Source organism: Nocardia sp. NPDC004718 (assembly GCF_053601535.1).
The window spans coordinates 18,953-43,313 of the sequence record NZ_JBSGCA010000003.1 but is presented as its reverse complement, the minus strand read 5'-3'; the positions used below and the strand labels follow the sequence as shown (position 1 = coordinate 43,313).

The 24,361-nt window shown below is 66.7% G+C and carries 23 protein-coding genes; 13 read left to right on the top strand and 10 right to left on the bottom strand.

Annotated features, from left to right (window positions below; genetic code table 11):
• Positions 1–88 precede the first annotated feature (88 nt).
• Positions 89–877, top strand: coding sequence for a pirin family protein (locus tag ACWEH3_RS03640; RefSeq protein ID WP_450015979.1), 789 nt, complete (start codon positions 89–91; stop codon positions 875–877).
• A gap of 113 nt (positions 878–990) precedes the next feature.
• On the top strand, positions 991–1,494 hold the full coding sequence (locus tag ACWEH3_RS03635; RefSeq protein WP_450015981.1) for a DUF4190 domain-containing protein: 504 nt from the start codon (positions 991–993) through the stop codon (positions 1,492–1,494).
• On the opposite strand, the gene ACWEH3_RS03630 is transcribed toward ACWEH3_RS03635, so the two are convergent.
• Positions 1,463–1,987: a hypothetical protein gene (locus ACWEH3_RS03630; RefSeq protein WP_450015983.1), complete on the bottom strand. Its 525-nt coding sequence runs from the start codon at positions 1,985–1,987 to the stop codon at positions 1,463–1,465. The two genes, ACWEH3_RS03635 and ACWEH3_RS03630, sit on opposite strands and share 32 nt — an antisense overlap.
• Before the next feature lie 134 nt (positions 1,988–2,121).
• On the opposite strand from ACWEH3_RS03630, the gene ACWEH3_RS03625 reads away from it, so the two are divergent.
• The 3 genes from ACWEH3_RS03625 (at position 2,122) to ACWEH3_RS03615 (ending at position 5,498) form a co-directional block, all read left to right on the top strand.
• Positions 2,122–2,973, top strand: a complete 852-nt coding sequence (locus tag ACWEH3_RS03625) for a Scr1 family TA system antitoxin-like transcriptional regulator (RefSeq protein WP_450015985.1) — start codon at positions 2,122–2,124, stop codon at positions 2,971–2,973.
• 10 nt (positions 2,974–2,983) lie between these two features.
• Positions 2,984–3,358 (top strand): DUF397 domain-containing protein, encoded by a 375-nt coding sequence (locus ACWEH3_RS03620; protein ID WP_450015987.1) that lies wholly within the window; start codon positions 2,984–2,986, stop codon positions 3,356–3,358.
• A 121-nt stretch (positions 3,359–3,479) separates the two neighbouring features.
• Entirely contained in the window at positions 3,480–5,498 is a 2,019-nt protein-coding gene (locus tag ACWEH3_RS03615) for a M13 family metallopeptidase (protein WP_450015989.1), read from the top strand.
• 49 nt (positions 5,499–5,547) lie between these two features.
• Here the strand turns inward: ACWEH3_RS03615 and ACWEH3_RS03610 are convergent, their stop codons facing one another.
• The 8 genes from ACWEH3_RS03610 to ACWEH3_RS03575 all read right to left on the bottom strand — a co-directional run bounded on the left by ACWEH3_RS03610 (position 5,548) and on the right by ACWEH3_RS03575 (position 14,441).
• On the bottom strand, positions 5,548–6,630 hold the full coding sequence (locus ACWEH3_RS03610) for an ABC transporter ATP-binding protein (protein WP_450015991.1): 1,083 nt from the start codon (positions 6,628–6,630) through the stop codon (positions 5,548–5,550).
• Positions 6,631–6,656: 26 nt separating this feature from the next.
• Positions 6,657–7,985, bottom strand: coding sequence for an ABC transporter substrate-binding protein (locus ACWEH3_RS03605; protein ID WP_450015993.1), 1,329 nt, complete (start codon positions 7,983–7,985; stop codon positions 6,657–6,659).
• A gap of 19 nt (positions 7,986–8,004) precedes the next feature.
• Positions 8,005–8,796 carry a carbohydrate ABC transporter permease gene (locus ACWEH3_RS03600; protein WP_450016050.1) on the bottom strand — a complete coding sequence of 264 codons (792 nt, stop codon included), beginning with the start codon at positions 8,794–8,796 and terminating at the stop codon, positions 8,005–8,007.
• A 71-nt stretch (positions 8,797–8,867) separates the two neighbouring features.
• The gene (locus tag ACWEH3_RS03595) at positions 8,868–9,797 is read right to left on the bottom strand and encodes a carbohydrate ABC transporter permease (RefSeq protein ID WP_450015995.1); all 930 of its coding nucleotides are present in this window, start codon (positions 9,795–9,797) and stop codon (positions 8,868–8,870) included.
• A 166-nt stretch (positions 9,798–9,963) separates the two neighbouring features.
• A complete protein-coding gene (locus ACWEH3_RS03590; protein WP_452358262.1) occupies positions 9,964–10,866 on the bottom strand; it encodes a L,D-transpeptidase in 903 nt (300 codons plus the stop codon).
• A gap of 308 nt (positions 10,867–11,174) precedes the next feature.
• Positions 11,175–12,548 (bottom strand): cytochrome P450, encoded by a 1,374-nt coding sequence (locus ACWEH3_RS03585; protein WP_450015999.1) that lies wholly within the window; start codon positions 12,546–12,548, stop codon positions 11,175–11,177.
• 44 nt (positions 12,549–12,592) lie between these two features.
• The gene (locus tag ACWEH3_RS03580) at positions 12,593–13,807 is read right to left on the bottom strand and encodes a serine hydrolase domain-containing protein (protein WP_450016052.1); all 1,215 of its coding nucleotides are present in this window, start codon (positions 13,805–13,807) and stop codon (positions 12,593–12,595) included.
• Positions 13,808–13,916: 109 nt separating this feature from the next.
• Positions 13,917–14,441: a DUF6764 family protein gene (locus ACWEH3_RS03575; RefSeq protein WP_450016001.1), complete on the bottom strand. Its 525-nt coding sequence runs from the start codon at positions 14,439–14,441 to the stop codon at positions 13,917–13,919.
• A gap of 186 nt (positions 14,442–14,627) precedes the next feature.
• Between ACWEH3_RS03575 and lppU the strand changes: the two genes are divergently transcribed.
• Both lppU and ACWEH3_RS03565 read left to right on the top strand, forming a co-directional pair.
• A complete protein-coding gene (gene lppU / locus ACWEH3_RS03570; protein WP_450016003.1) occupies positions 14,628–15,251 on the top strand; it encodes an LppU family putative lipoprotein in 624 nt (207 codons plus the stop codon).
• 41 nt (positions 15,252–15,292) lie between these two features.
• Positions 15,293–16,738, top strand: a complete 1,446-nt coding sequence (locus tag ACWEH3_RS03565) for an MFS transporter (protein WP_450016005.1) — start codon at positions 15,293–15,295, stop codon at positions 16,736–16,738.
• Between the two features lie 53 nt (positions 16,739–16,791).
• Here ACWEH3_RS03565 and ACWEH3_RS03560 read toward each other — a convergent pair whose 3' ends face one another.
• Positions 16,792–17,466 carry a S1 family peptidase gene (locus ACWEH3_RS03560; RefSeq protein WP_450016007.1) on the bottom strand — a complete coding sequence of 225 codons (675 nt, stop codon included), beginning with the start codon at positions 17,464–17,466 and terminating at the stop codon, positions 16,792–16,794.
• 526 nt (positions 17,467–17,992) lie between these two features.
• Here ACWEH3_RS03560 and ACWEH3_RS03555 point away from each other — a divergent pair.
• From ACWEH3_RS03555 to ACWEH3_RS03530, 6 genes are read left to right on the top strand one after another with little or no spacing between them, the layout of a single operon-like run.
• Positions 17,993–18,847 carry an MlaE family ABC transporter permease gene (locus ACWEH3_RS03555; protein ID WP_450016009.1) on the top strand — a complete coding sequence of 285 codons (855 nt, stop codon included), beginning with the start codon at positions 17,993–17,995 and terminating at the stop codon, positions 18,845–18,847.
• Positions 18,848–18,851: 4 nt separating this feature from the next.
• Positions 18,852–19,715 carry an ABC transporter permease gene (locus ACWEH3_RS03550; RefSeq protein ID WP_450016011.1) on the top strand — a complete coding sequence of 288 codons (864 nt, stop codon included), beginning with the start codon at positions 18,852–18,854 and terminating at the stop codon, positions 19,713–19,715.
• 7 nt (positions 19,716–19,722) lie between these two features.
• The gene (locus tag ACWEH3_RS03545) at positions 19,723–21,213 is read left to right on the top strand and encodes an MlaD family protein (RefSeq protein ID WP_450016013.1); all 1,491 of its coding nucleotides are present in this window, start codon (positions 19,723–19,725) and stop codon (positions 21,211–21,213) included.
• A complete protein-coding gene (locus tag ACWEH3_RS03540) occupies positions 21,210–22,253 on the top strand; it encodes an MCE family protein (protein WP_450016015.1) in 1,044 nt (347 codons plus the stop codon). Before ACWEH3_RS03545 ends, ACWEH3_RS03540 begins: the two co-directional genes overlap by 4 nt.
• On the top strand, positions 22,250–23,251 hold the full coding sequence (locus ACWEH3_RS03535; protein WP_450016017.1) for an MCE family protein: 1,002 nt from the start codon (positions 22,250–22,252) through the stop codon (positions 23,249–23,251). The genes ACWEH3_RS03540 and ACWEH3_RS03535 overlap by 4 nt, the downstream gene beginning before the upstream one ends.
• Positions 23,248–24,357, top strand: coding sequence for an MCE family protein (locus tag ACWEH3_RS03530; RefSeq protein WP_450016019.1), 1,110 nt, complete (start codon positions 23,248–23,250; stop codon positions 24,355–24,357). The genes ACWEH3_RS03535 and ACWEH3_RS03530 overlap by 4 nt, the downstream gene beginning before the upstream one ends.
• The last annotated feature ends 4 nt before the right edge of the window (positions 24,358–24,361 follow it).

Sequence of the window (24,361 nt, the reverse complement as noted above, 5' to 3'; positions counted from 1 at the left end):
CACAATTTACTAGGAATGCGGAGTACCGCGGCGGAAGTGCTCCTACCCTGAATGGCGATCGGTGCACGGTCCCGAGAGGAGGACCATGATGTCCACACTCACGACACCACACATCGATGTCCACCGTGGCGGCGACCGCATGAAGACGCGGGTCTCCTGGCTGGATTCGAAGCATTCGTTCTCCTTCGGGGAACATTACGATCCCGACAACACCCACCACGGCTTGCTGCTGGTCAACAACGACGACATCGTGTCCCCCGGGCAGGGATTCGACACCCACCCGCATCGGGACATGGAGATCGTCACCTGGGTACTCGGTGGCAGCCTGGTGCATCAGGATTCCCTCGGCCACAGCGGTGTCATCTACCCCGGCCTGGCCCAGCGCATGAGCGCGGGCACCGGCATCCTGCATTCGGAGAAGAACGACTCGTGGCGTCTGGACGGCCGCATTCCCGAACACGAGCAGCCGGTGCATTTCGTGCAGATGTGGGTGGTGCCCGACGAGCCCGGGCTGACTCCGGGCTACGAGCAGCTCGAAATCGACGACGAGCTCGCGGGAGGCGGTCTGGTCACGGTCGCCTCGGGTCTGCCCCGCTACCGCGATCGCACCGCGATCGCCATCAACAGCAGCCATTCGGCGCTGCACGCGGCGCGCATGACGAGCGCGGAGCCGGGCGCCGAGCAAGTGATCGACCTACCCGATGCGCCGTACCTGCACTTGTTCGTAGCGCGCGGGGAGGTGGACATGGAGGGGGTCGGCCCGTTGTATGAGGGGGACGCGGTGCGTTTGACCAGGTCAGGTGGCCAACGCGTGGTGGCGCGGCAGCCGTCGGAAGTTCTGATCTGGGAGATGCACGCGCGGCTCGGCGCCCAGTAGCCGGTTCGCATTAACATCCGTCCTCGGGAAGCGCGATCAGTAGGCGACCGCCGCGCACCCCGGACCACCTTGTCCGGACCGAGCATCGCGAGGCACCGACGGAGAGGAAGTCCATGTCGCAATATCCGCCCCCGCCGCCCGGTCAGTACCCGCCGCCGGGTCAATATCCGCAGCCGCCGGGCGGCCAGTATCCGGGCCAGCCCGCCTACTGGCAGGAATCGCCGAAGGGCCGCGGCCTGGCGATCACCGCGCTGGTGCTCGGCATCCTCGCATTGCTGTTCTTCTGGACGATCATCGGCGGCTATCTCTGCGGCATCTTCGCGGTCATCCTGGGCATCGTCGCGGTGTTCAAGGCCCGCGCGGGCACCGCGGGGGGTATGGGCATGGCGATCACCGGCATCGTCCTCGGCGCGCTCGGCATCGTCGGCGCCGTGCTGCTCACCGTCGTGGGTTACAACTTCTTCGTCAACTCGGGCGGCAAGGACTTCGTGGACTGCGTGAACAAAGCGAACAACGATCAGTCCAAGATCGAGCAGTGCGAACACGAGTGGAATCAGAAGCTGCAGGACAAGTACAGCGTCACCCTCACTCCGCCACCCGCGCCGACGCCCCGGTAGCCGAGGCGCACGCCCGGGTCGTGGCGATCACCTCGGCGAAGTCGCGGCGAAAGTCGCCGTCCGGCGCCACGACCCAGGTTCGGTAGCCGCCGTGCTCGTCGGCGGGCGACGGCAGCACGATGTGGCTGCCCGGCAGCGCGATCGACGCGCAGATCCGGAAGAGGTCGGCGAACAGCCCGGTATCCAGATACGAGTTGTCGGTGGGGCCGGTCAGGAAGGTCCAGCGGCACGCGCGTGGATGCGCGATGATCGGGCCGGGCCGAGGTTCGGGACCGGCGGCGAGCCGCTCGAGCACCCGGCGGCCGAACTCCGCGGGCATCACGACCGCTCCGACCGAGCCGACTTCCAGCATGATGCGACCAAGGATCGGGTCCACGAGTCCGTACAGCCCGTGGTCGTCGCGATAGCGACGGCAGCGAGCGAACGCGTCCTGGATCGACGGGAAATCCGTGGACGCGAGATGCCTGCCCGATTCGATGCGCGATGTACCCATGACGAACTACCTCGCCTCGCAGTGGTGGGACGCGTGCTCGGAAGAATCGATCGCTGTATCGACCCTAGTCGCAGGCAAGATGCTTGACAATAGTCACCGCCCCGCGCGTCCGAGTCGGCGTAGCATCCCGACACATGGCACCCGTCTCGCCTACCGTTGCCCGCTGGGAGCTGGTGCTGCGGCTGCGTGAACTGCGGGAACAGCGTGGGTTCGACTCCGCGGGTTTCGCCAGACAGGTGGGCTTCACCCCGGCCAACTGGTCGCACGTGGAGAAGGGCAGGCGGGTACTGACCACCAAGACCATCGGCCCGGTGCTCGAACTGCTCGACGTGGAAGCCGAGGAGCGTGTGGAATTGCTGGCCTTGCTGGAGGCCAGCAAGCAGCGTGGCTGGTGGGCGAAGTCCTCGGCATTGATCGGACCCGAGCTGCAACGGCTGTACGGCATGGAATCCGGCGCGCAGAGCATCCGCAGCTACGACAGCCTCGTCGTGCCGGGTCTGTTGCAGACCGAGGACTACGCTCGCGCGCTGATCAGCGCCGACGTGATGATCCGGCCGGTCCAGGTCGAGCAGCTGGTGGCGATCCGGATGCGCCGCCAGGAGCGGCTGCGCGGCGCGGACCCGGTGGAGCTCACCGCGGTCTTCGGCGAGGGCACGCTGCTACAGCAGACCGGAGGTCCGGACGTGCTGCGCGGGCAGTTGGAGTATCTGGCCGAGTTGATCGAGGAACTCGACACCGTCGAGGTGCGCGTGATCCCGTTCGCGGCCACCGCGGGCGCGGTGCTCGGCGGATCCAGTTTCCATCTCATCGACTTCGCGGGCGAGCAGCTGCCGACCTTCGGCTGGGTGGAGAGCGCGGTGTTCGGCGGGGCCGTCGAGGACCCGGATCTGGTCCGCGATCTACGCTTCGCCTACCTGCGCGCGGTGGACCAATCCTTGTCGAGAGTGGAGTCATTGGCCCTGATCAGGCGCTATTCCCGCGTGTAAAATCCTGCCCATGGCCATCACCGCACGGCCGGTACGCACCGGCTGGTTCACATCGACCAGATCGAACAATGGCAACCAATGCGTCGAGGTCCGGTTCGATGGTGATGCGGTGCTCATCCGTGACAGCAAATATCGCCGCGACCCGGCAAACCGCCATGCCGACGAGCCCGTCATCACCGTCACCGCAGCCGAATGGACCGCGTTCCTCGACGCGGTACGCATCCGCGGGCGATCGAATGGCGAATTGAGCGCGCACCCCGCCGCCGACGGCCACACCACACTGCGCCACGGCGAAGTCGCCCTCACCTACACACCGGAGGAGTGGGACGCTTTCCTGCTCGGCGCGCATGACGGTGAGTTCGATCGTGTCATCTTGCCCGCCTGACTTCCCATAGGACCGCAGGCTCCGCCCGTTTCCCGCATCGACGTGGGCGAACAGACCGGGAAAGACGGTTCGAGGTCGTCGCGCACGGCCGACGCACGCGCTTGTCGGCATACTGGACACCGTGACTTCCGAACTGACCCGTCCTTCCGGTATCGATCTGTCCTACCTCGACGAGGACGTGCGGGTGCAGGACGACTTGTTCGCCCACGTCAACGGCAAATGGCTGGCAGACCACCAGATCCCCGCCGACCGGGCCGTGGACGGCGCCTTCCGCGCGCTGTACGACCAGGCGGAGCTGGACGTGCAGGCAATCATCCAGAATGCCGCGGCGACCGACGCCGAACCGGGCAGCGAGACCCGCAAGATCGGTGACCTGTACTCCAGCTTCATGGACACCGACGCGGTGGCCGCCGCCGGGCTCGCGCCGATCGCCGCCGAACTCGCCGCGATCGCGGAGGTCGGCGACAAGGGTACTTTCGCTTCGCTGCTCGGCCGGTTGCAGCGCACCGGCGTCGGGGGCGCCGTCGCCGTGTTCGTCGACACCGACGACAAGGACTCCAACCGCTATCTGGCGCACGCCACCCAGTCCGGCATCGGCCTGCCCGACGAGTCGTACTACCGGCAGGACGAGTTCGCCGAGATCCGCGCGAAGTACATCGCGCACATCGACCGCATGTTCGCCCTGGCCGCCGCCGACCCACAGGTCGCCGGACTGCTCCCGGCCGAACTCGACACCGTCGGCGCACGCGTCTTCGAGCTGGAGCGGAAACTGGCCGCCGGGCACTGGGATGTGGTGCGCCGCAGGGACGCCGAACTCAGGTACAACCTGACCACCTTCGACGCGCTGGCCGCGGACAACCCCGAGTTCGACTGGTCCGCGTGGACGGACGGGTTGGCCGAGGGTGTCGACGCGGCAGGAGCCGAGCTGTTCGCCGAGGTGGTGGTCCGCCAGCCGGACTATCTGCGCGCGTTCGCGCGGCTGTGGGCCGACGAGCCGCTCGCCGACTGGCAGGCGTGGGCGGCTTGGCGGGTGCTCCGCGCGCGGGCGCCGTATCTGACCGACGCGGTGGTCGAGGAGAACTTCGACTTCTACGGCCGCACGCTCACCGGCGCGGAGGAGAACCGGGAGCGCTGGAAGCGCGGCGTCGGGCTGGTGCAAGACCTGCTCGGCGAGGCGGTCGGCAAGATCTACGTGGCCGAACATTTCCCGCCGCAGGCCAAGGCCCGCATGATCGAGCTGGTGGCCAATCTGCAGGAGGCCTACCGCCGCAATATCGCCGAGCTGGAGTGGATGGGCCAGGGCACCCGGATCGCCGCCCTCGCGAAACTGGAGAAGTTCACCCCGAAGATCGGCTACCCGGACAAGTGGCGGGACTACTCGGGCATCGTAATCGACCCGGCCGATCTGGTCGGCAACTACCGCAGGGGCTACGCGGCCGAACACGATCGGGATCTGAACAAGCTCGGCGGTCCGGTCGACCGCGACGAATGGTTCATGACCCCGCAGACGGTGAACGCCTACTACAACCCGGGCATGAACGAGATCGTCTTCCCGGCCGCCATCCTCCAGCCGCCGTTCTTCGACATGAATGCCGACGACGCGGCCAACTACGGCGGCATCGGCGCGGTGATCGGTCACGAGATAGGGCACGGCTTCGACGACCAAGGCGCGAAGTACGACGGCGACGGCAACATGGTGGATTGGTGGACCGACGAGGACCGGGCCGAATTCGGTGAGCGGACGCGAGCGCTGATCGAGCAGTACGACGTGCTCTCCCCCAAGGACCTGCCGGACGAGCACACGGTGAACGGGCAGTTCACCATCGGCGAGAACATCGGCGACCTCGGCGGTCTGTCCATCGCGCTGCAGGCGTACAAGATCTCGCTGGGCGATGCCGCGGCGCCGGAGATCGACGGGCTCACCGGCCTGCAACGGGTGTTCTACGGGTGGGCGCAGGTGTGGCGCACGAAAGCACGGCCGGAGGAGGCGATCCGCCGCCTCGCCACCGACCCGCACTCGCCGGCGGAGTTCCGCTGCAATGCGGTGGTGCGCAATATCGACAGCTTCCATGAGGCGTTCGATGTCAAACCCGGCGATGCGCTGTACCTGGAACCCACTGAGCGCGTGAAAATCTGGTAGTTCCTCGAGCCGAGGCGGTCCGACTGGACCGTCTCGGCCGCGCGAGTGGTCAGCGCAGGCGGTCCTCCGTCCCCGCGTCGAAGAAGAAGACATCCTCCGGTATGGGCCGAAGATACAACCGGTCACCGAGCCGCACCTGGAAGCGGCGGTCGACGCGCGCGACCACCTTCCCGGAGCGGCTGCTCCAGTCCTCGGCGATGCCGTGGCTGTAGACGAACGACTCCGCGCCGAGTTCTTCCAGCAGTTCGGCGTCCACCGCCAGGCCGTCGGCGGGCTCCGCGGTGACCTCCCAGGACTCGGGCCGTACCCCGACTACCACCCGGTCGCGAGATTTCGCCGCGGGCGGCAGCGGGATTCGTAGGTCGCCGAGCACCGCCGCGCCGTCGCGCACCGGCGCTTCCAGCAGGTTCATGCCCGGTGAGCCGATGAATCCCGCCACGAAGGTATTCACCGGATCGTCGTAGAGCACGCGCGGCGCGGCGATCTGCTGCAACTTGCCTTCGCGCAGCACCGCCACCCGGTCACCCATGGTCATCGCCTCTACTTGGTCGTGGGTGACGTACACCGTGGTGGTGCCGAGCCGTTTCTGCAAGACCGCGATCTGCGAGCGCGTGCTCACCCGCAGTTTCGCGTCCAGGTTCGACAGCGGCTCGTCCATGCAGAACACCTGGGGACGCCGAACGATGGCCCGCCCCATGGCGACTCGCTGCCGCTGCCCGCCGGACAGCCGGGCGGGCTTGCGGTCGAGCAGGTGCTCGAGCTCGAGCATCTTCGCCGCCTCGCGGACGCGCACCAGCGTGTCGGCCTTGTTCATGCCCGCGTTGCGCAGGGCGAAGCCCATGTTCTGCGCGACGGTCATGTTGGGATACAGCGCGTAGCTCTGGAACACCATCGCCACGTCCCGTGCCCGCGGCGGCAATCCGGTGACATCCTTGCCGCCGATCAGGATGCGCCCCTGGGCAACGGATTCCAGGCCCGCGAGCATGCGCAGGCTGGTCGACTTGCCGCATCCCGACGGACCGACGAGCACGACGAACTCACCGTCGGCGATGTCGAGTTCGAGCTGGTCGACGGCAGGCGCCTGCGCGCCGGGATAGCGGTGCGTGACGCCTTCGAACTGCACGGTGGCCATGCTTGTCGGTCTCCTCGGGACGAGCGCTACTTCGGCAGCTTCGGCGTGATCTGCCGATCGATGATCGCTTGCAGCTGGCTGGTGACGTTCGCGAACGTGGCGGCGACGTCGGCGTTCTGCAGACCGATCTGCTCCAAGCCGGTGCCGATGATCTGGTCGCCGCCCGGTACGAACACCCGGGCGTAGTCCTGCGACTTGGTCGACGGCAGCTGATCGATCGCGACTTTCGAGTTGGGGTTCTTCGCGAGGAAGTCCTGCTCGCTCTGGTCGTTCACGGCCGATTTGCGCACCGGCATGTAGCCCGTGCCCTGCGAGAAGTACGCGGTGTTCTGCGCGTTGGTGACGAACTCGATGAACTTCAGCGCGTTCACCTTTCGCTCGTCGGAGATGCGCGCCGGAATCGCCAGGCCCGCACCGCCGGTGGTGACGCCGGGTCCGTTCGGATGCGGGAGGAAGGCGGTGCCGAAGGTCAGCTTGCCCTCGGCGTTCTTCTGGATGCCGCGCAGGTCGCCGGTCGAGGCGATGGTGGAGGCGATCACGCCGGTGCCGAAGTCCACCGCGATCTGCGGCTTGATGCCCGCGTACCTCTTGGTGTTGATCATGGTGCGCAGGAACGTGCCCGCCGCGATGGTGCCGGGGTCGTTGAACTTCAGCGTCCACTTGTCCGAGTACGCGCCGCCGAAGGTCCAGTTCGGGCCCTGGAAGGTCCAGGCGAGATAGTTCTTGGCGTCACCCCAGCCGTGCGCGAGCTTGCCCGCGCCGACGACCTCCTGCAGCTTCGGGCCCCACTCGTCGAACTCCTGCCAGCTCTGCGGGCCGCGGTCGGGCAGGCCGGCCCGGTTCCACACGTCCTTGTTGTAGTAGAACAGCGGGGTCGAGCGGGCGTAGGGCAGTGCGTAGTGCTTGCCGTTGAACTGGTAGTCGGCGACCAGGGAGTCGACGTAGTCGTCCAGCCGCACGCCCGCGTCGGCGAAGTGGCCGTCGAGCGGTTCGATGGTGCCGTTCAGCGCGTAGTTGAACCACCAGACGTCGGAGAGCACCACGATGTCCGGCAGATCCCCGCCCGACAGCGCCGCGTTGAACTTCTGCGACACCTCTTCGTAGTTCTTGCCCGCGTCGACCAGGTTCACCGTCAGGTCGGGGTACTTCTCGTGGAAGCGACGGATGAGCTCGGTCTCTAGCTCCTTCGAAGTGCCCGGGTGGTTGGACCAGAAGGTGAGCGTCTTGGCGTCGCCGGACTGTTTGCCGCCGCCTCCGGTGCCCGCGCACGCGGTCAGCGCCGCTCCCGCCGTGAGCGCGCCGGTCAGTCCGAGGAATCCGCGCCGGGTCAGCGCCGGGAACTGTGCAGTGGACACGTGGTTTCTCCTTGATCGGTTAACCCTTGACCGCACCGGAGGTGAGGCCTTTGATCATGTGGCGTTGCAGCGCCAGGAAGACCACGAGGATCGGCAGCATGGTCAGCAGGGTTCCCGCCATGACCGGTCCCCAATTGGTGACGCTGGGGTTCTCGGTGTTCTGCAGCAAGGTCAGGCCGACCGGCAAGGTGGCGACCGTCGTGTCGTCGGCCATCAGGAAGGGCCAGAGGTATTCATTCCATTCGTTGACCAGCGTCACCACCGCGAAGGCGACCATGGTCGGCCCGGACATCGGCAGCACCACCCTGGTGAGCAACCGCCACCAGTTCGCGCCGTCCATCCGCGCCGCCTCGATCACTTCCGAGGGCAGCGAGAGGAAGTGATTGCGCATGAGGAAGGTGCCGAAGGCGACGCCGCAGAGCGGAATGATGATGCCCTGAAAAGTATTCCGCCAGCCGAGCTGAGCGATCAGCGCGTAGTTGGAGATCACCGTGATCTGGTTGGGGACCATCAGCGCCGCGATGATCACCAGGAATACCACCGTCTTGCCCGGAAAGCGCAGGAACACCAAGCCGTACGCGCTGAATACGCCGAGCACGAACTTCACCGCGGAGACGACGGCGGTGACGATCAGCGAATTGCGCAGGAAGGTCCAGAACGGCAGCGTCGTGGTGGCCTCCCGGTAGTTCTCCGGGTGCCAGCTGTGCGGCCAGTACACGGCGGGCTGCACGTAGATATCGGGCCTCGCCTTGAACGAGGTGATGAAGATCCAGAACAGCGGGACCCCGACGATGATCAGCACGCATGCCATCGCCGCGTAGCCGAGTAGAGTCACCGCCCGCTGCCTGCGCCGATAGGAAAGCGTCAGCACGCCCGCGTCTTTCACTGCTGTCCCCGATCCATGACCCGCACCTGCACCAGCGTCACCACGAGCAGCACCAGGAACATGACGGTGGCCACGGTCGCGCCGTAGCCGGCCCGGAAATTGCGAAAGGACTCCTGGTAGACCTGGTAGACCATGGTCGTCGTGCCGGTGCCGAGCGGGCCGCCGCGGGTCATGACGTTGATGATGTCGAAGACCTGCAACGAATTCAGCAGCACCGTGATGGACAGGAAGAAAGTGGTCGGCCGCAACTGCGGCAGCAAGACCTTGGTGAACGTCGTCCAGGAGCTCGCGCCGTCGATCTGCGCGGCTTCCATCAGATCGGTCCGGATGCCTTGCAGCGCAGCCAGATAGATGACGAAGGTATAGCCGAGGTTCTTCCAGATGTAGGTCACCGTCACCATGAACAGCGCCCACCGCGGATTCTGGTAGAAGTCCGGCGCGTCGTGCACGCCGAGCCGGTGCAGTGCGTCCTGGATCAGGCCGAAGCTCGGATCGAAGATGAACTGGAAAGCTACGCCGATGGCGGCGCCGGAGATGACGAACGGCGCGAAGATCGCCGAGCGGACCACATTGCGGCCGAACAGCTTGCGATCCAGCAGCAGTGCCAGCGCCAGTCCGAGCACCATGCTGCCGGCCACCGCCGCGAGGGTGAACACCACGGTGTTGGTGACGATGTCCCAGGAATCCGGCCTGCTCCACCATTCGCGGTAGTTGTCGAAACCGACGAATGTGGCGACCGGATCGGAGATGTTCCAGTCGAACAGCGACAGCCGGATGTTGTCGATCAGCGGCCGGTAGACGAACAGTGCCAGGAGCGCGAGATTCGGCAGCACCAAGACCAGGAACAGGGCGTAGTCCCGCCAAGGACGGTGGCGCAGACCGCGTCCCGGTGGCTGCGGCAGTACTCGCTCCGGCCTGGTACGCACGGCGGTGACTCTACGGACCGGAGCAAACAGCCGGTTACGATCGCCCGCCGTCGCGCTGAACTTCTCGTGCACAGGCCAAGTAGAGCAAAAGCCGAACACTACGATCGGCTACTTCGAGCAATTGATCGTAATGTTCGGCTTCGCGCCGCTGCGGGGTTACCGCAACTTAGTTCCAGTCCCCCAAGCCGTCACTCGCGCTGAGCGTGCCGCCCTGGGTGTTCTGCACGATAACCGGGTCGCCGCGGCGCGCGTTCTCGAAGAACCACTTGGCGTCCTCGGTGCTGACGTTCAGGCAGCCGTGGCTGGCGTTGGAGACGCCCTGCTGGGCGACCGACCACGGCGCAGCGTGTACGAAGATGCCGCTGTTGGAGATGCGGGTCGCGTACTCGACCTCGAGCTTGTAGCCCTCGGGGTCGGTGACCGGAACGCCGTAGGTCGACGAGTCCATGGTCATCTTGCGCAGCTGCTCGCCGACGATGTAGGTGCCGTTCGGCGTCTCGTGCTTGGGCTTGCCCATCGAGGTGGGCATCTCCTTCACCACCTCGCCGTTGCGGGTGATGGTGATGGTGTGCGTCTCGTCGTCGGCGGTGGTCACGAAGGCGTCGCCGATGCGGAACGAGCTGGTGGTGCCGCCCGCCTGCACCTGCACGTCGGTGTTGTCCGGCCAGAACTCGTCCGGTCGCCAGCGCACCTGCTTGTCGCCGCGCCAGTAGAAGTGTCCCGGCGCGGACTTCGAGGCGGTGATCTTGATGGCCTTCTCGGCGGCGGCGTGATCGGCCACCGGTTCCTTGAAGGTGATGATGATCGGCTGCGCGACGCCGACGACCTCGCCGTCGGCGATGTTGATCGAGGGCGGAGCGAAGTTGGCCTGCGGCTCGGGCTCGGTGGCAGCGGCGGCCGAGCCGGTGCCGAGACCCGGAGGAAGCGGTTCGGCCTGAGCAGGCGCGACGAGCAGAACACCGGCTGCCGCGATCGCGGCCGACAGCAGGACGCCCTCGCGCATCCGGCGGGCTAGCCGCGCTCCCTTGCGGGGAGCAGGCGACGACCCGGTGTGCAAAGCGGCATGCATAGGTTTCTCGTCCATTCCATCTCTCGCGCGCACGCGAACGCGCGCGTAGCGAGATTTCTTCATTTCAGCGAGGAGCCAGAAGAGCGCCGCACTGGTATCGACGGCCCGACCCGTCGTCCATTCCTACCGTCCGGACGCGCGTCGAATCCACCCGCGTTTCAGATTGATGCAGCACCAGTGCTTGTTGTGGTATGAGTCACAAACGCTCTGATCAGGTATCGAAGCGGGCAAATGTGCCGGTCACGACGGATTGGACACCCTTGGGGCGCAGTCGATCAGTTCACGAAAGATGGTTCACAGCAAACTTATTAGTGACGAAGCTCACTGACCACGTCGAACAGAATCGGGCGATGCGGACCGGTCGCGATATTGTGCGGCACCGAGAGCGGGACGCTTCCGCGCACATACCGCGGGGCGAGCCGCAGGCTTACCCGCGCCAGGATGGTGGCCAGCGCGATCCGCAACTCGTAGTCCGCGAGGGTCGCGCCGATGCAGCGCCGATGGCCGCCGCCGAACGGCGCGAACTCGAACGGCCGGTAGCGGCGGTCGACGAAGCGGGACGGGTCGAAGCGCCCCGGGTCGGTCCATACCTCGGGATCGGAGTGCAGCAATGGCACCGCTATCCCCATCGTCTCGCCAGGGGCGAGCGTGACGCCGCGCAGCGCGAACGGTTCGGTCAGCCGGCGCAGGACGATCGGTACCGGCGGGTGCAGCCGCAGGGTCTCCTGGCAGACGGCGTCGAGGTAGGGCAGTGCGGCCAGCTCCGCCGGACCGGCCTCCCGACCAGCGTCGTCGAGCTCGCGCCGCAGGCGGGCCAGTGGCTCCGGTGCGCGGTGCAGCCGGAACAGTGCCCAGACCAGGGAGGTCGCGGTGGTCTCGTGCCCGGCAACCAGCAAGGTGCGTATCTGCTCGCACAACTCATGATCGGCGTCGTCCGGGTAAGCGGACAGCAACATGTCGAGCACGTCGGCGGATGGTGTGTCGGGATGCTGACGCCGGTGTGCGATGTCGGCTCGGATCAACCGATCCAGTCGCTCGCGCGCGGCGCGGAACCGGTCCCACGGCCCGTGCCCGTGCAGCCCGCGGCGCAGAGTGGGCAACAGCAGCAACGGCCCGGAGAACGCAGTGATGAAGTCTGTCACCGCGGCGGTGTACTCCGCTTGCCGCCGCGGGTCGTGTGCACCGAACACCGCCGTCGTGATCACGCGGAGCGTGAGGGCTCGCGCCGCCGCCCGCGCGTCGATACGCGCACCAGCCGCCCACTGCTGACCGCTCTCTCCGGCCAGCTCCCGTACGGTGGCTTCCTGGATCAACGCGCCGTACTGCCGTATCCGGGCACTGTGAAAGGCGGGGGTGAGCAGGGCGCGGTCGCGGCGATGGCGCTCGCCCGAAGCCAGGATCAGCGACGCGGCGCCGACCATCGGTTCGATCGGATTCGGACGCGGCGGCTCGGAGAACATCACCGGCGAGCGGAACAACTCGCGGGCGCCGGCGGCCGTCCCGGTGAACAGCACCGCGCCGAAGCCGGGAAATCGAACGTAGAACGGGTCGCCTTCCCGCGCCCTGCGCCAGCGGAAGTACCGCTCGAAATCGCTGCCCGCGGCCAGGGCGTGCAGTACGGTCGCGCGCGGCACACGCGGTCCCGCCCGGCAGGCACCCGCTTCGGTTCGTAGTGTGCTCACGTTCATACCGAGAAACACGAGGCCGCGACCGGAGCGGTTCGAAGTCAGCCCGCGGCCTGCTTGTGCTTGCGCACCGCGCCCTGCGCCGTCGCCGCCAGCCGCGCGAGCCTGGCGTCGCCGAGCGCGGTCACCATGCTGCCGAGCCCGTTGGTCACGAACGCGATCGACATGCGGAGATCCGGATCGGCGTACGCGCCGGACCCGCCGACGCCGTAGTGGCCGAACGCGTGCCTCGGCTGCTGCTTGGACATCAGGACCGGGCGGTGGTAACCGAGTGTGAAATGAATCGGCACACCGAGTACGTAGTCACGGCTCTGGGTGGGCTGCACCTGCCCGATCGTCTCGATCGTCCGCGGATCCAGGAACCGCACGGTCTGCTCGGCGCCGACACCGGGCGGCTTCCGGTCCGCATTGGCTGCGTAGATCACGCCACCGTTGGCCAACGCGCCGTACATACGCGCCAGTGCGCGCGCGGAGAACACGCCATTCCAGCCCGGCATCACCGAGTCGTGCACCCGGGGGTCATGGACCAGTTCGTCGAAGCTTTCCGGCATGCCCGCCTCGGCGAGGCCGCGCACCGGTCGCACCCAGGACAGTACGGAGGAGGCGGTGTTCCAGCGGATTCCCGGCGGTCCGAGGTGGCGGTAGATCTTGGCGATCCGGTGCCGTTCGGATTCCGGGACGCGGAACCAGTACTCGTCCATGCCGAGCGGCTCGGCGATCTCGGTGCGCAACACCTCGGTGAACGGTGTGCCCGTCGCCCGCTGCACGAGTTCGGCGACCAGCCAGCCGAAGGTGATCGCGTGATAGCCGGAGGTGCGGATGCGCCGGGGGTCCGCCGGACTCTCGGCCAGTGCGCGGACCACGGCGTCGTAGTGCAGGATGCCTTCGCGGCCGGGAACCAGGCCGCGCACCCGATGCAGGCCGGCGCGGTGGCAGAGCACGTCTCGGACGGTGATGTCGTCTTTACCGTGCGCGGCGAACTCCGGCCAGTACTCGGCCATCGGAATGTCGTAGTCGATCAGACCCCGTTCGGCCAGGCGGTGGACGACCGTCGAGGCCACGCCCTTGCCGGTGGAGAAGGTCAGCGCGACGGTGTCGCCGTTCCAGCGCCGCTCCTTGTCCGCCCAGCCGGCCCAGATATCGACCACCGGCTTGCCGTCGAGGTAGACCGCGAGCGCCCCGCCACCGCGCGCGGGCTGAGCGAACAGGCCGAAGAACTGATCTGCCAGCCGGATGAAACGCGGATCGACCAGCATTTCATGCGGCGCCGACAGCTTTCCGCTGGCCGAATCGGCGGGTTCGAAGTCGTCCGCCGCCATTGCCGAAACCATGGGGTCACCTCCTGACCGCCGTTAGCCGGGCTGGTCAACCAGGGTAACCCGTTCCATGGGTGCGCCAGAGCCCAAAAGGCGTGGCGAGGCACGCGTCGCCGCTGTCGGCATTCCACGCGAAGGCCGCCGCGCCCAGACAGACGACCGTCTGTTCGGCGGTCTCCACCCCCGCTCGCGACCCTTCCAACGCGATCGAGATCGCGAACGTCCGCATGCCCGGTTCCGTGGTCGAGGTCACGGCGACGGCGTCCGGGCCGAAACCGAGCGCGACGGGGACCCCGCCCGCGCCCTCGCTCGCACCGACGCCTCCCGCCGCGCCGACCCCGATGGCCGTCGCGCCCGAGGTCGCGTTGGCGTAGCCCACACCGTCGATCCCGGTGGCACGGGCCTGGCCGTAGCTATCGGTCGCCGCGCGGCAGGCCGTCTCCCCATCGATGAGGGTGATATCGGTTCCGTGCTCGGATCGGCAGTGCACATCGGTGGCGGCAGCCATACCCGGAACGAAGAGGGAGCCTCCGATCGCGGCGGTCGTACACACGATTGCGCTGATCAGCTTCACCGGACACTCCTCTCGCACCAGAAAACCCACCATACCCAGAGCTGTTGGCGGCGGTTCGTTTCCGGTTCCGGCTCGACGTGCGCTCGGTCGATGGTGTATTCATGGCGTGGTATTTCAAGCGCAGCATGGCAACTTCGGATCACGGGGGCGTGAGTTCGCCGGCGTTACAGCTCGGGAGGACTGTACGTGTCTCGTCAACTGACCTGGGGTCGTCTCGCTTTCGCCGGATTGGCCATCGCGGCCGGATTGTCGCTGGTCGGCTGCACTTCCACGATCAGCGGTACCGCCCAGCCCGCCGTGGACGGGACGATCGACGCGGTGTCGGTGACCAACACGCCGAAGCCGTCCTCGGGCAGGCCGACGCCGAGCACCAGCAAGCCGACGCCGAGCAAGCCGGGCGGAAACACCGATTTCGACGCGAGCATCGGCGACTGCGTGAAGCTCGGCGGCACCACCACCAACGCCACCATCGAGAAGGCGTCGTGCGGCAGCCGCGAGTCGAACTACAAGGTGATCGCGAAGGCGGCGAAGAGCTCGCAGTGCAGCAGCGACGCCGACAACTACTACGCCGAGACCGTCAACGGTATCGAACAAGGCGCGCTGTGCCTGGACATCGACTGGGTGGTCGGCGGCTGCATGGACGTCGGCGGTGACGACCCCAAGCGCATCGACTGCACCGGCTCCTCCCCGGTGAAGGGCGTCAAGGTGGTCAAGCGCGTGGACAGCGCCGATGACGTGAATGTCTGCGGCAGCGGCACCGGATACGTCTACGACAAGCGCCGTTTCGTCATCTGCGTCCAGGAACTCTGACCCCGACTTCCCAACGCCTGCCTGCCACTAGGTTGGGGTAGGTGAGCACCACCGAGCTACCGCGGCTGCGGTCGGGCACCGGTCGTTGGATCCTGCTGGCCACCATCCTCGGATCGTCGGTCGCCTCGCTCGACGCGACGGTCGTCAACATCGCGCTGCCGCGGATCGGGGAATCACTGGAGACGGACGTCGCCGGGCTGCAATGGACGTTGAACGGCTACACCCTGACCCTCGCCTCGTTCATCCTGCTCGGCGGGTCGCTCGGCGACAAGCTCGGCCGCCGCCGGGTGTTCGTCTGGGGCACCGTGGCTTTCGCGGTCGCCTCGGTGCTGTGCGGCGTCGCGACGACCATCGAGCTGCTGGTCGCGGCCCGGATCCTGCAGGGTGTCGCGGGCGCGATGCTCACACCGGGCAGCCTGGCTCTGATCTCCTCTTCGATCGATCGCCGAGATCAAGGCGCGGCGATCGGCCTGTGGTCCGGCTTCGGCGGTGTGGCGGGCGCGCTCGGCCCGTTCCTCGGCGGCTGGCTCATCGACATCGCGGGCTGGCGCTCCATCTTCTTCCTCAACGTTCCGCTGACCCTCGTGGTCGTGCTGGTCGCGTTGCGGCATGTGCCGGAGAGCCACGATCCCGACGCCGCGCCCGAACTCGACGTGCCCGGCGCACTGGTGGTGGCGCTGGCGCTCGGTGCCCTGACCCTCGGACTGATCGACAAGATGCCCGTCCTCGTCGTGGCAGGCGTCGTGCTGCTGCTGGCGTTCGTCGTGATCGAACTGCGCAGCGACCACCCGCTGGTGCCGCCCGCGCTGTTCGGCTCGCGGGTGTTCACCGCGGCGAACCTCGTGACGCTCGCGGTCTACGCCGCCCTCGGTGGCGTGTTCTTCCTGTTGGTGCTGGAACTGCAACTGGTGGCGGGGTACTCGCCGCTGATGTCCGGCGTCGCGACCGTGCCGATCACGTTGATCATGCTGGCCCTGTCGGCTCCCGCCGGGCGCTGGGCGCAGCGGCACGGACCGCGCATCCCGATGACCACGGGACCGCTGCTGGCGGCGGCGGGCCTGGTGCTGTTGCAGCGCATCGGGCCCGACACCACATATCTCACCGATGTACTGCCCGGTGTTCTCGTCTTCGGGCTGGGGCTCGCCGCGCTGGTCGCGCCGCTCACCGGTGCGGTGCTCGGCGCGGTGCCCGCGAGCGAGGCGGGCATCGCCTCGGGCGTGAACAACGCCGTGGCGCGCACCGCGCAACTGCTCGCGGTGGCGGCGCTGCCCGGACTCGCCGGCATTTCGGGTGCGCTCGGCGATCCGGCCGCCTTCGACCAGGGCTTCGCCACCGCGATGTGGCTGTGCGCCGGGCTGTTGGTGACCGGCGCGGTGCTCGCCGCCGTCTTGCTGCATCCCGTGCGGCACGCACCCACGCTGGACAGCGTCGACTGCATGCCGCAGTGCGCGGTCGCGGGTCCGGCGGTGGCGCCGAGCGAAAAATGAGCGGCCCGAACGCGTCGCTCGCGTTCGGGCCGCTCGTCGGGATTCGCCGGCGATCAGATCGGGATGTAACCCGCCCCGACACCGCCGCGTCCGTTGATGTCGGCCATGATCGCGCTCATGTTGGTCCCGACCTCAGGACCGAAGCAGGCGATGGCCAGGTAAGCGTTCACCATGCCGACCAGCGTCGTACCGACGACGACCGGCGCACCGGAGTCGCCTTCGACCACGCACATCTGGCTCCAGGTCTCGACGTTCGTCCGGAAGACGTCACCCCAGGCGAGACCACAGGTGTTGCCGGTCGTGCGCCCTTCCTTGCAGACGATCTGCGGGAAGCTGGCAGGCGCGCCGATTCCGGTGATGGTGACGTTGCCGACGCGGTTCACCGGGGTGATCTTGCCCGGATCGAACTGGATGACGGCGTAGTCGAGATCATGGTTGGAGTAGGCGAACCGGCCGATCACGCCGGAGCCCCGATCGGATTCGGCGTAGACCTGTGCGCCAGGGTCGCCACAGTGACCTGCGGTCAGGCCGACCAGACGGCCCGCGTTGTCGTGGCCGACCGTCGTGACCGTGCACTCGAACTGGTTGTCGATGATGATGCCGGATCCACCGCCCAACACCGGCGGGCCCGGGTCGGCGTTAGCGGCCCCTGCGCCCGTGCCGAGCAGCGCCGCGCCCAGGGCGACGGCGAAGGCGGCGTTGGCCACCTTGGCGAGTTTGCTGAACATGTCCCTCCAGACGTCGGAAGCCCGCACGATATCAATCTGTCGCACCCATCGTGTCAGTAATCGGTCTCGGGCGCGTCACCACTACGGGGGTTGTCCCCACTGCTCGGGGCTTCAATCCTATTTCATACAACTGTGATCAAATGTATCTTACGAGCCTAATAGCGATTCGCTATCTCAATTGTGAAAATCGTGTGGCCGTTCGTGTCTCGGTGATAGTAAGGAGGCGTCGCGTTGGTCTCCGGAAACAAATCCGATTTTCGATGAGAATTATCCAAAGTAATTCGCCGAATGGCCGGAAGCGATCGAGCATTCCCGCAGTTCGGCTGTAGCTTGTGCCAGAGCTGGGCTGGTCAACTTTGGTGTCGTTCCCAATGTTCCGCGCCCTAACCATTGCTTTCCGGCAACGGTGAGGAACATCTATGACTGCGATCACAACGGGATGGTGTGTTCTGCACTACTCCGTAGTAAGGTGCGTCAAGCAAACGAGTCGCCGGGGCTACCAACCGGCGTCGAGGAGGATTAGCCAGTGCAGTCGACCGAGAGTCCACCATCAGGGTCACGGTTCAGTGGTGCGGTCGATTGGACGAGGTCTTACTGGCAAGATCATCCCAAGCGTTCGCTGGAGACCTTCGGCAGACAGATCACGATGGGCTTCGCCGCTGTCGCCGAACTGTTCGTCTCGATTTTCCGCAGGCGCTTCCCCTTCAGTGAGTTCGTCCGGCAGTGCGCGTTCATGGCCAGCGTCTCCGCGGCGCCCACGCTGCTGGTCGCCATCCCGATCGGCGTCATCGTCTCGATTCAGGTCGGCTCGGTCGCCGGGCAGGTCGGCGCCACCTCGTTCATCGGCGCGGCCAACGGCCTCGGCATCATTCAGCAGGGCGCTCCGCTGGTCACCTCGCTGATGATCGCGGGCGCCGTCGGCTCCGCGGTCTGCGCCGATCTCGGCTCGCGCACCATCCGCGAGGAGATCGACGCCATGAAGGTGATGGGCGTCGATCCGATGCGCAGGCTGGTCGCTCCGCGCCTGGGCGCGGCGATGCTGGTGAGCGTGCTGCTGTGCGGCTTCGTCGTCTTCGTCGGCTTCTTGACCGGCTACATCTTCAATATCTTCGCGCAGAACGGTACGCCGGGTTCCTACGTCGGCACCTTCTCTTCGTTCGCGGTTACCACCGATCTGCTTGTCGCTCTGGCGAAATCGCTGATTTTCGGTCTGCTGGCGGCAATCATCGCCTGCGACACCGGATTGAACACCCGGGGCGGTCCCGGCGGTGTCGCGAACTCGGTGAATTCCGCCGTGGTGAGCTCCGCCATCATGCTGTTCGGGGTCAACCTCATCATCACCCAGGTTTACAACGCACTATTCCCGTCACAGGTGGTCTGACCCGGTGTCATCAACCTATGTACCGCCGCTGCTGCGGCCTCTCCAGGCGTTCCGGAAATCCGCGCAGGCTCCGGTCGATCTGCTCGCCAGGCTCGGCCACCAGGTGTTCTTCCTGTTGCGTTCGATCGGCTCGATTCCGCTGGCGCTGCGGCACTACCCCAAGGAAGTGTGGCGCCTGCTTTCCGACGTCACCTGGGGCAACGGCAATCTCGTCGTCGGCGGCGGCACCATCGGCGTCGTCGTCATTCTGAGTGCGTTCGGCGGCATGACCGTCGGCATCCAGGGTTACAACTCGCTGAACCTGCTCGGCCTGAGTCCGATCACGGGTGCGATCTCGGCGTTCGCGACGACTCGCGAACTCGGCCCGCTGCTGGCCACGCTGGCCTTCGCCGCTCAGGCGGGCTGCCGGTTCACCGCGCAGCTCGGCGCCATGCGCATCTCCGAGGAGATCGACGCGCTGGAGTCCATCGCCATCCGGCCGCTGCCGTATCTGATCAGCACCAGGATGTTCGCGGCGATGGTGGCCATCATCCCGCTCTACTGCCTCGGCCTCACGATGGCCTACGTCTCCTGCTCGCTGACGGTGCGGCTGATCGGCGGCACCGCCACCGGCACCTACCAGCACTACTTCTACCAGTTCCTCGTCCCGACCGACGTCATCTATTCGCTGATCAAGGCGATCCTGTTCGTCGCGATCACCACGTTCATCCAGTGCTACTACGGCTTCTTCGCCTCCGGTGGCCCCGAGGGCGTCGGCGTGGCCGCGGGCCGCGCGATCAAGATGTGCATCATCGCGGTCGTTTTCGCGAACCTGTTCATGACATTGGCGATCTGGGGCGTCAACCCCGGCATCCGGATCTCGGGGTAGACACCAGATGATCATCGATCCCAGTGGGCGCGGGCCCACGATGCGGCAGCTGCTCATCGCAGGCGTGTGCGGTCTGGTCGTGTTCGCGCTGGTGCTCGGCTTCCTGATGCTGCGCTACAAGGGCTACTTCCAGGAGAAGGTCAACGTCACCGCGAACCTGACCACCACGGGTGACGGTCTGCCCGAGCAGGCCGACGTCAAGTTCCGCGGCGTGCTCGTCGGCGCGGTGAAGACGGTCGATGTGGCGGCCAAGGGCGAGCTGCAGCAGGTGCGGATCGAGATGAAGCCGGAGTTCGCCGGCGACATCCCGTCCAACGTGACCGCTCGCGTGGTGCCGAGCAACCTGTTCGCCGTCACCTCCGTCGAACTCGTTTTCAACGGTCCGGCCGACCAGTACCTGCACGAGGGTTCGGTCATCGAGGAAGACCGCAGCAAGGGCACCATCGCGCTGCAGGACACGCTCACCACGGTCCGCAACATCCTCGACAAGATCGATCCGGTGCAGTTCGGCCGGGTGCTCGGCACCCTGTCGCAGGCGCTGGACGGCAGCGGGCGGATGCCCGGCTCCACCGTCGAGCGGCTGGACCGCTGGCTGCTGGCCGTCGACGAGTCGATTCCCGATCTCGGTGTGCTGCTCGGCGACTTCTCCGCGTCGTTCCACGCGCTCAACCAGTCCGCGCCCGAGCTGGTCGACGTGCTCGGCAGCTCGGTGCAGACCGCGCGCACCATCGCCGACCGGCGCAGCGAGCTGGTCTCGCTGATCACCGGCACCAGCGGAACCATCGACACGGTGAACGACCTGTTCGCCCGTAACCCGAACGTGGGCATCGAGGTCACCGCGGGCACGAACGACATGTTCGGCGCACTCGCCGCGGACCCCGACGCGATCACCAGGAGCCTGCTGAACCTCAGCGAGACCATGCGCCGGATGGACACCACGTTCACCTGGGGTCCGCAGAAGCAGCAGGTCTGGGACGCGGGCATCACGCTCACCCCGTACCGGCCCTACACCGTGGCCGACTGCCCGCGCTACGGCGAGATGGTCGGGCCGAGCTGCTACACCGCTCCCGCCGTCGCCGATGTCGGCGAGCTGCCGGAGCAGCTGAAGCCGCGCGCGCTCGCCTCGGCCGCCGGGCTTCCTCCGGTGGTGCCGATGCCCGGTCTGCCGCTGATTCCCGGCGTCACCACCCCGGATCCGAACCGCGCCACCGCGGCCGCCCCGACCGGCGGCGCTCCCGCTCCGTTCGCGGGCACCCCGCTCGAGGGTCTGTTCCCGATGCTGCCGCCGGGCCTGCTCCCGCCCGCCGCGGCTCCGGCCCCCGCGGCTCCGGCCGCCGCGCCGGAGGGGACGCCGTCGGCGGCGCCGATCTCCTACCGGGGTGACTCGGCGATCACCGCGCTGCTCGGCCGCAAGCCGACCACCGCCGAATACCTGCTGCTGAGCACGATTCTGAAGGGCGGAACCATGCAGGTGGCCGACAACGGTGCCGCACGATGAGCATTCGCAGACCGCTGATCGGATTCAGCATCTTCGCCATCGTGTCGATCCTGGTGACGGTGGTGGTGTGGAACACGCTGGCGCGCATCGTCAGCGGCGATACCTACACCTACTCCGCCACGTTCTCCGATGTGCTCGGCCTGCACGAGGGCGACGACGTCCGCATGGCGGGCGTGCGCGTCGGCAAGGTCGAGAAGATCGAGCTCGGCCGCGACGGGAATCTGAAGAAGTCGGTCGCCAAGGTCACCTTCGTGGTGCAGCGCGACCAGACGATCTACAACGACACCAAAGCGCTGGTCCGCTACCAGAATCTGATCGGTCAGCGGTACGTGGCGCTGGCCCCCGGCAAGGGGTCCAACCCGGCGCCGCTGAAGAACAACGGTTCCATTCCGATCGACCGCACCGAGCCGTCGTTCGATGTGTCGGGTCTGTTGAACGGGTTCCAGCCGCTGTTCCAGGTGTTGCAGCCCGAACAGGTCAACCGGCTGTCGGAAACCTTCATCCAGGCATTGCAAGGTGACGGCGTGTCGCTGAGCGCGTTCATCGTCCAGGCCGCCCAGCTGGCCACCGACTTCCAGCGCAGGGACGCGATCCTGTCCGATGTGATCACCAACCTGTCGGGCGTGATGTCCGGGTTGGCGAAACGAGGTGATGAATTGGAGACCCTGGTGACCCAGACCCGGGCCTTGATCGGCGGGCTGTACGAACAGGGACAGTCGTTGCTCGCCTCGACCGAGCAGATCGCGAGCGCGACCACATCGGTGGTCGGCATGCTCGACCGGGTCCAGCCGGGTCTGCGCACGGCGCAGAACTCCACCAGCGCGGCGCTGACGCTGCTGCTGGACAACGGCGCCAAGCTCGACCAAGCCGCGATCGACCTGCCGAACGTCCTGTCGGCGGCGGGCAGGCACACCTCGGAGGGCGGTTACGCCAACGCCTACCTGTGCGGCCTGGACGTGTCGCTCTACGGCGTCCTGTTCCCCCGCGGCCTGTTCTCCCAGATCGGTGGCACCTCGCACTCGGCGGTGTGCCGCCCATGATGACGAAGCTCAGGTCCAGGTTCGAGAGCAACCGGTACTTCTGGTTGGGCATCATCGGCGGCGCCCTCATCGTGGTGCTGCTGCTGGTGTCCAGCGTCTACAAGCTGATCGGCGTCGGCGAGCAGTCGATCAAGGCCGAGTTCGTGCAGGCCGCGGGCATCAAGGTCGGCGACAAGGTCAACATCGCCGGGGTGTCCTCCGGCCGGGTGGTCGGCGCCGAACTCGAGGGCAGTCACGTGCTGCTGACGCTGAGCGTCAGCGACGACGTGAAACTCGGCCCGGACGCGCGTGCCTCGATCAAGATGGCCACGTTGCTCGGCACCAGGTACGTCGACCTCGAGCCGGGCGACGGTTCGGGTCTGAAGAGCAAGCGGATCCCGGTGTCCAACACCTCGGTGCCGTACAACCTGGCCGACGTGGTGCAGGTCGGCACCCCGAAGTTCGAGGCGCTCGACACCAAGAAGCTGGCCGATTCGCTGAACCTGATCAACGAGCAGATGAACGGCTCGCCCCAGCTCACCGCCCAGGCGCTGGACAGCGTCGGCGCGCTGGCCAAGGTCATCGACCGCCGCAAGACCGAAGTGGACGCCCTGCTCCAGGATCTGGATCGGGTCACCCGGATCCTCGCCGACAACCGCAACAGCATCCTGCTGGTGATCACCCAGGGCGAGGCCATCGCCAACCGGGTGATGGAGCGCCAGGCACTGCTGCGCCAGCTGCTCGACAACGTCGCGGCGCTGACCAAGCAGCTGCAGGCGATCGGCGCGGAGAACAACGATCAGCTCGGCCCGACCATCCAGCAGCTGAACACCATGGCCGAGGGCCTGCAGAAGAACAAGGACAACCTGGATCGGATGCTGTCGCTCATGCCGCCGACCCTGCGCTACCTGGCCAACTCCTGGGGTGGCAGCGGTCCGTACGGCGATGTCGGCCTGCCGTGGCTGTTCCCGGACAACTGGTTGTGCTTCGCCCAAGTTATCGAGGGGTGCCAGGGATGAAATTCCGCACGGGCTTTCCGCTCAGGACCGTCGCGAAGACGCTCCTGATCAGTGCCGCCGCGCTGACGGTCGGCAGTTGCTCGCTGCTGCCGAGTTCGGTGAACGACGCGTTGGGCAACACCCTGCGGATCACCGCCGACTTCGACAACATCGCGGGCATCTACGAAGGCAACCCGATCACGGTGCTCGGGCTCGACGTGGGCAAGGTCGACAAGATCGTGCCCAAGGGCACGCTGATCGAGGTGCACATGTCCCTCGACAAGGACGTGAAGATCCCGCAGGACGCGATGGCCGCGATCATCTCGCCGTCCATCGTGACCGACCGGCACATCGAACTCACCCCCGTCTACACCGGCGGTGCGACCTTGTCCGACGGTTCGCACCTGCCGAAGGCCCGCACCAAGACCCCGGTCGAGCTGGACACGATGATCAAGACCATCGATCAGTTCGCCGCCGCGTTGAAGCCGGAGCCGGGCCAGGAGGGCCTCGGCCCGTTGTCGGGCCGGGTGCTCTACCCGATGCTCAACGGCAACGGCGAGAAGATCCGCGACACCCTCAACGCGCTGTCCAGCGCGCTGAAGGTCGGCGTGGACAACAAGGACGCGATCTCCAGCATCATCATCAAGTTGAACGACCTCACCACCATGCTGGCCGACAACGATCAGTCGGTGCGCGATTTCAGCAACCGGGTGACCCAGATGACCGGCCTGCTCGCCGAACAGGCTCCCGGCTTGCAGGCCACACTCGACCAGTTGCTCGCCTTCCTGCAGAACACGAGCACCACGCTGACGCAGTACCAGGACCAGTTGCAGGGCACGATGACCGGCCTGACCAACGTGACCCAGCAGCTGCGCGACAACGCTCGCGGCCTCACCGAGGTCGCCGACCTCGCGCCGATGGTCATGCAGAACGTCGACAACATCGTCAACCGCGAGCATCAGTACGTCCGGTTGCACGCGGTGATCGGCACCGCGCTGTCGGGTGAGATCGTCAGCCTGTTCTGCGAACGCATCCAGATGAGGGCCGATGGCTGCCGCACCGGAAACATGCAGGACTTCGGCCCCGACTACGGGCTCACCGCCGCACTGCTCGGACTGACGAAATGACGTA

Coding starts and splice junctions, on each gene's coding strand:
- ACWEH3_RS03640 (WP_450015979.1), top strand. CDS start 89: ATGTCCACACTCACGACACCACACATCGATGTCCACCGTGGCGGCGAC.
- ACWEH3_RS03635 (WP_450015981.1), top strand. CDS start 991: ATGTCGCAATATCCGCCCCCGCCGCCCGGTCAGTACCCGCCGCCGGGT.
- ACWEH3_RS03630 (WP_450015983.1), bottom strand. CDS start 1,987: ATGGGTACATCGCGCATCGAATCGGGCAGGCATCTCGCGTCCACGGAT.
- ACWEH3_RS03625 (WP_450015985.1), top strand. CDS start 2,122: ATGGCACCCGTCTCGCCTACCGTTGCCCGCTGGGAGCTGGTGCTGCGG.
- ACWEH3_RS03620 (WP_450015987.1), top strand. CDS start 2,984: ATGGCCATCACCGCACGGCCGGTACGCACCGGCTGGTTCACATCGACC.
- ACWEH3_RS03610 (WP_450015991.1), bottom strand. CDS start 6,630: ATGGCCACCGTGCAGTTCGAAGGCGTCACGCACCGCTATCCCGGCGCG.
- ACWEH3_RS03600 (WP_450016050.1), bottom strand. CDS start 8,796: ATGGCATGCGTGCTGATCATCGTCGGGGTCCCGCTGTTCTGGATCTTC.
- ACWEH3_RS03590 (WP_452358262.1), bottom strand. CDS start 10,866: ATGCATGCCGCTTTGCACACCGGGTCGTCGCCTGCTCCCCGCAAGGGA.
- ACWEH3_RS03580 (WP_450016052.1), bottom strand. CDS start 13,807: ATGCTGGTCGATCCGCGTTTCATCCGGCTGGCAGATCAGTTCTTCGGC.
- ACWEH3_RS03560 (WP_450016007.1), bottom strand. CDS start 17,466: ATGTTCAGCAAACTCGCCAAGGTGGCCAACGCCGCCTTCGCCGTCGCC.
- ACWEH3_RS03545 (WP_450016013.1), top strand. CDS start 19,723: ATGATCATCGATCCCAGTGGGCGCGGGCCCACGATGCGGCAGCTGCTC.
- ACWEH3_RS03540 (WP_450016015.1), top strand. CDS start 21,210: ATGAGCATTCGCAGACCGCTGATCGGATTCAGCATCTTCGCCATCGTG.
- ACWEH3_RS03535 (WP_450016017.1), top strand. CDS start 22,250: ATGATGACGAAGCTCAGGTCCAGGTTCGAGAGCAACCGGTACTTCTGG.
- ACWEH3_RS03530 (WP_450016019.1), top strand. CDS start 23,248: ATGAAATTCCGCACGGGCTTTCCGCTCAGGACCGTCGCGAAGACGCTC.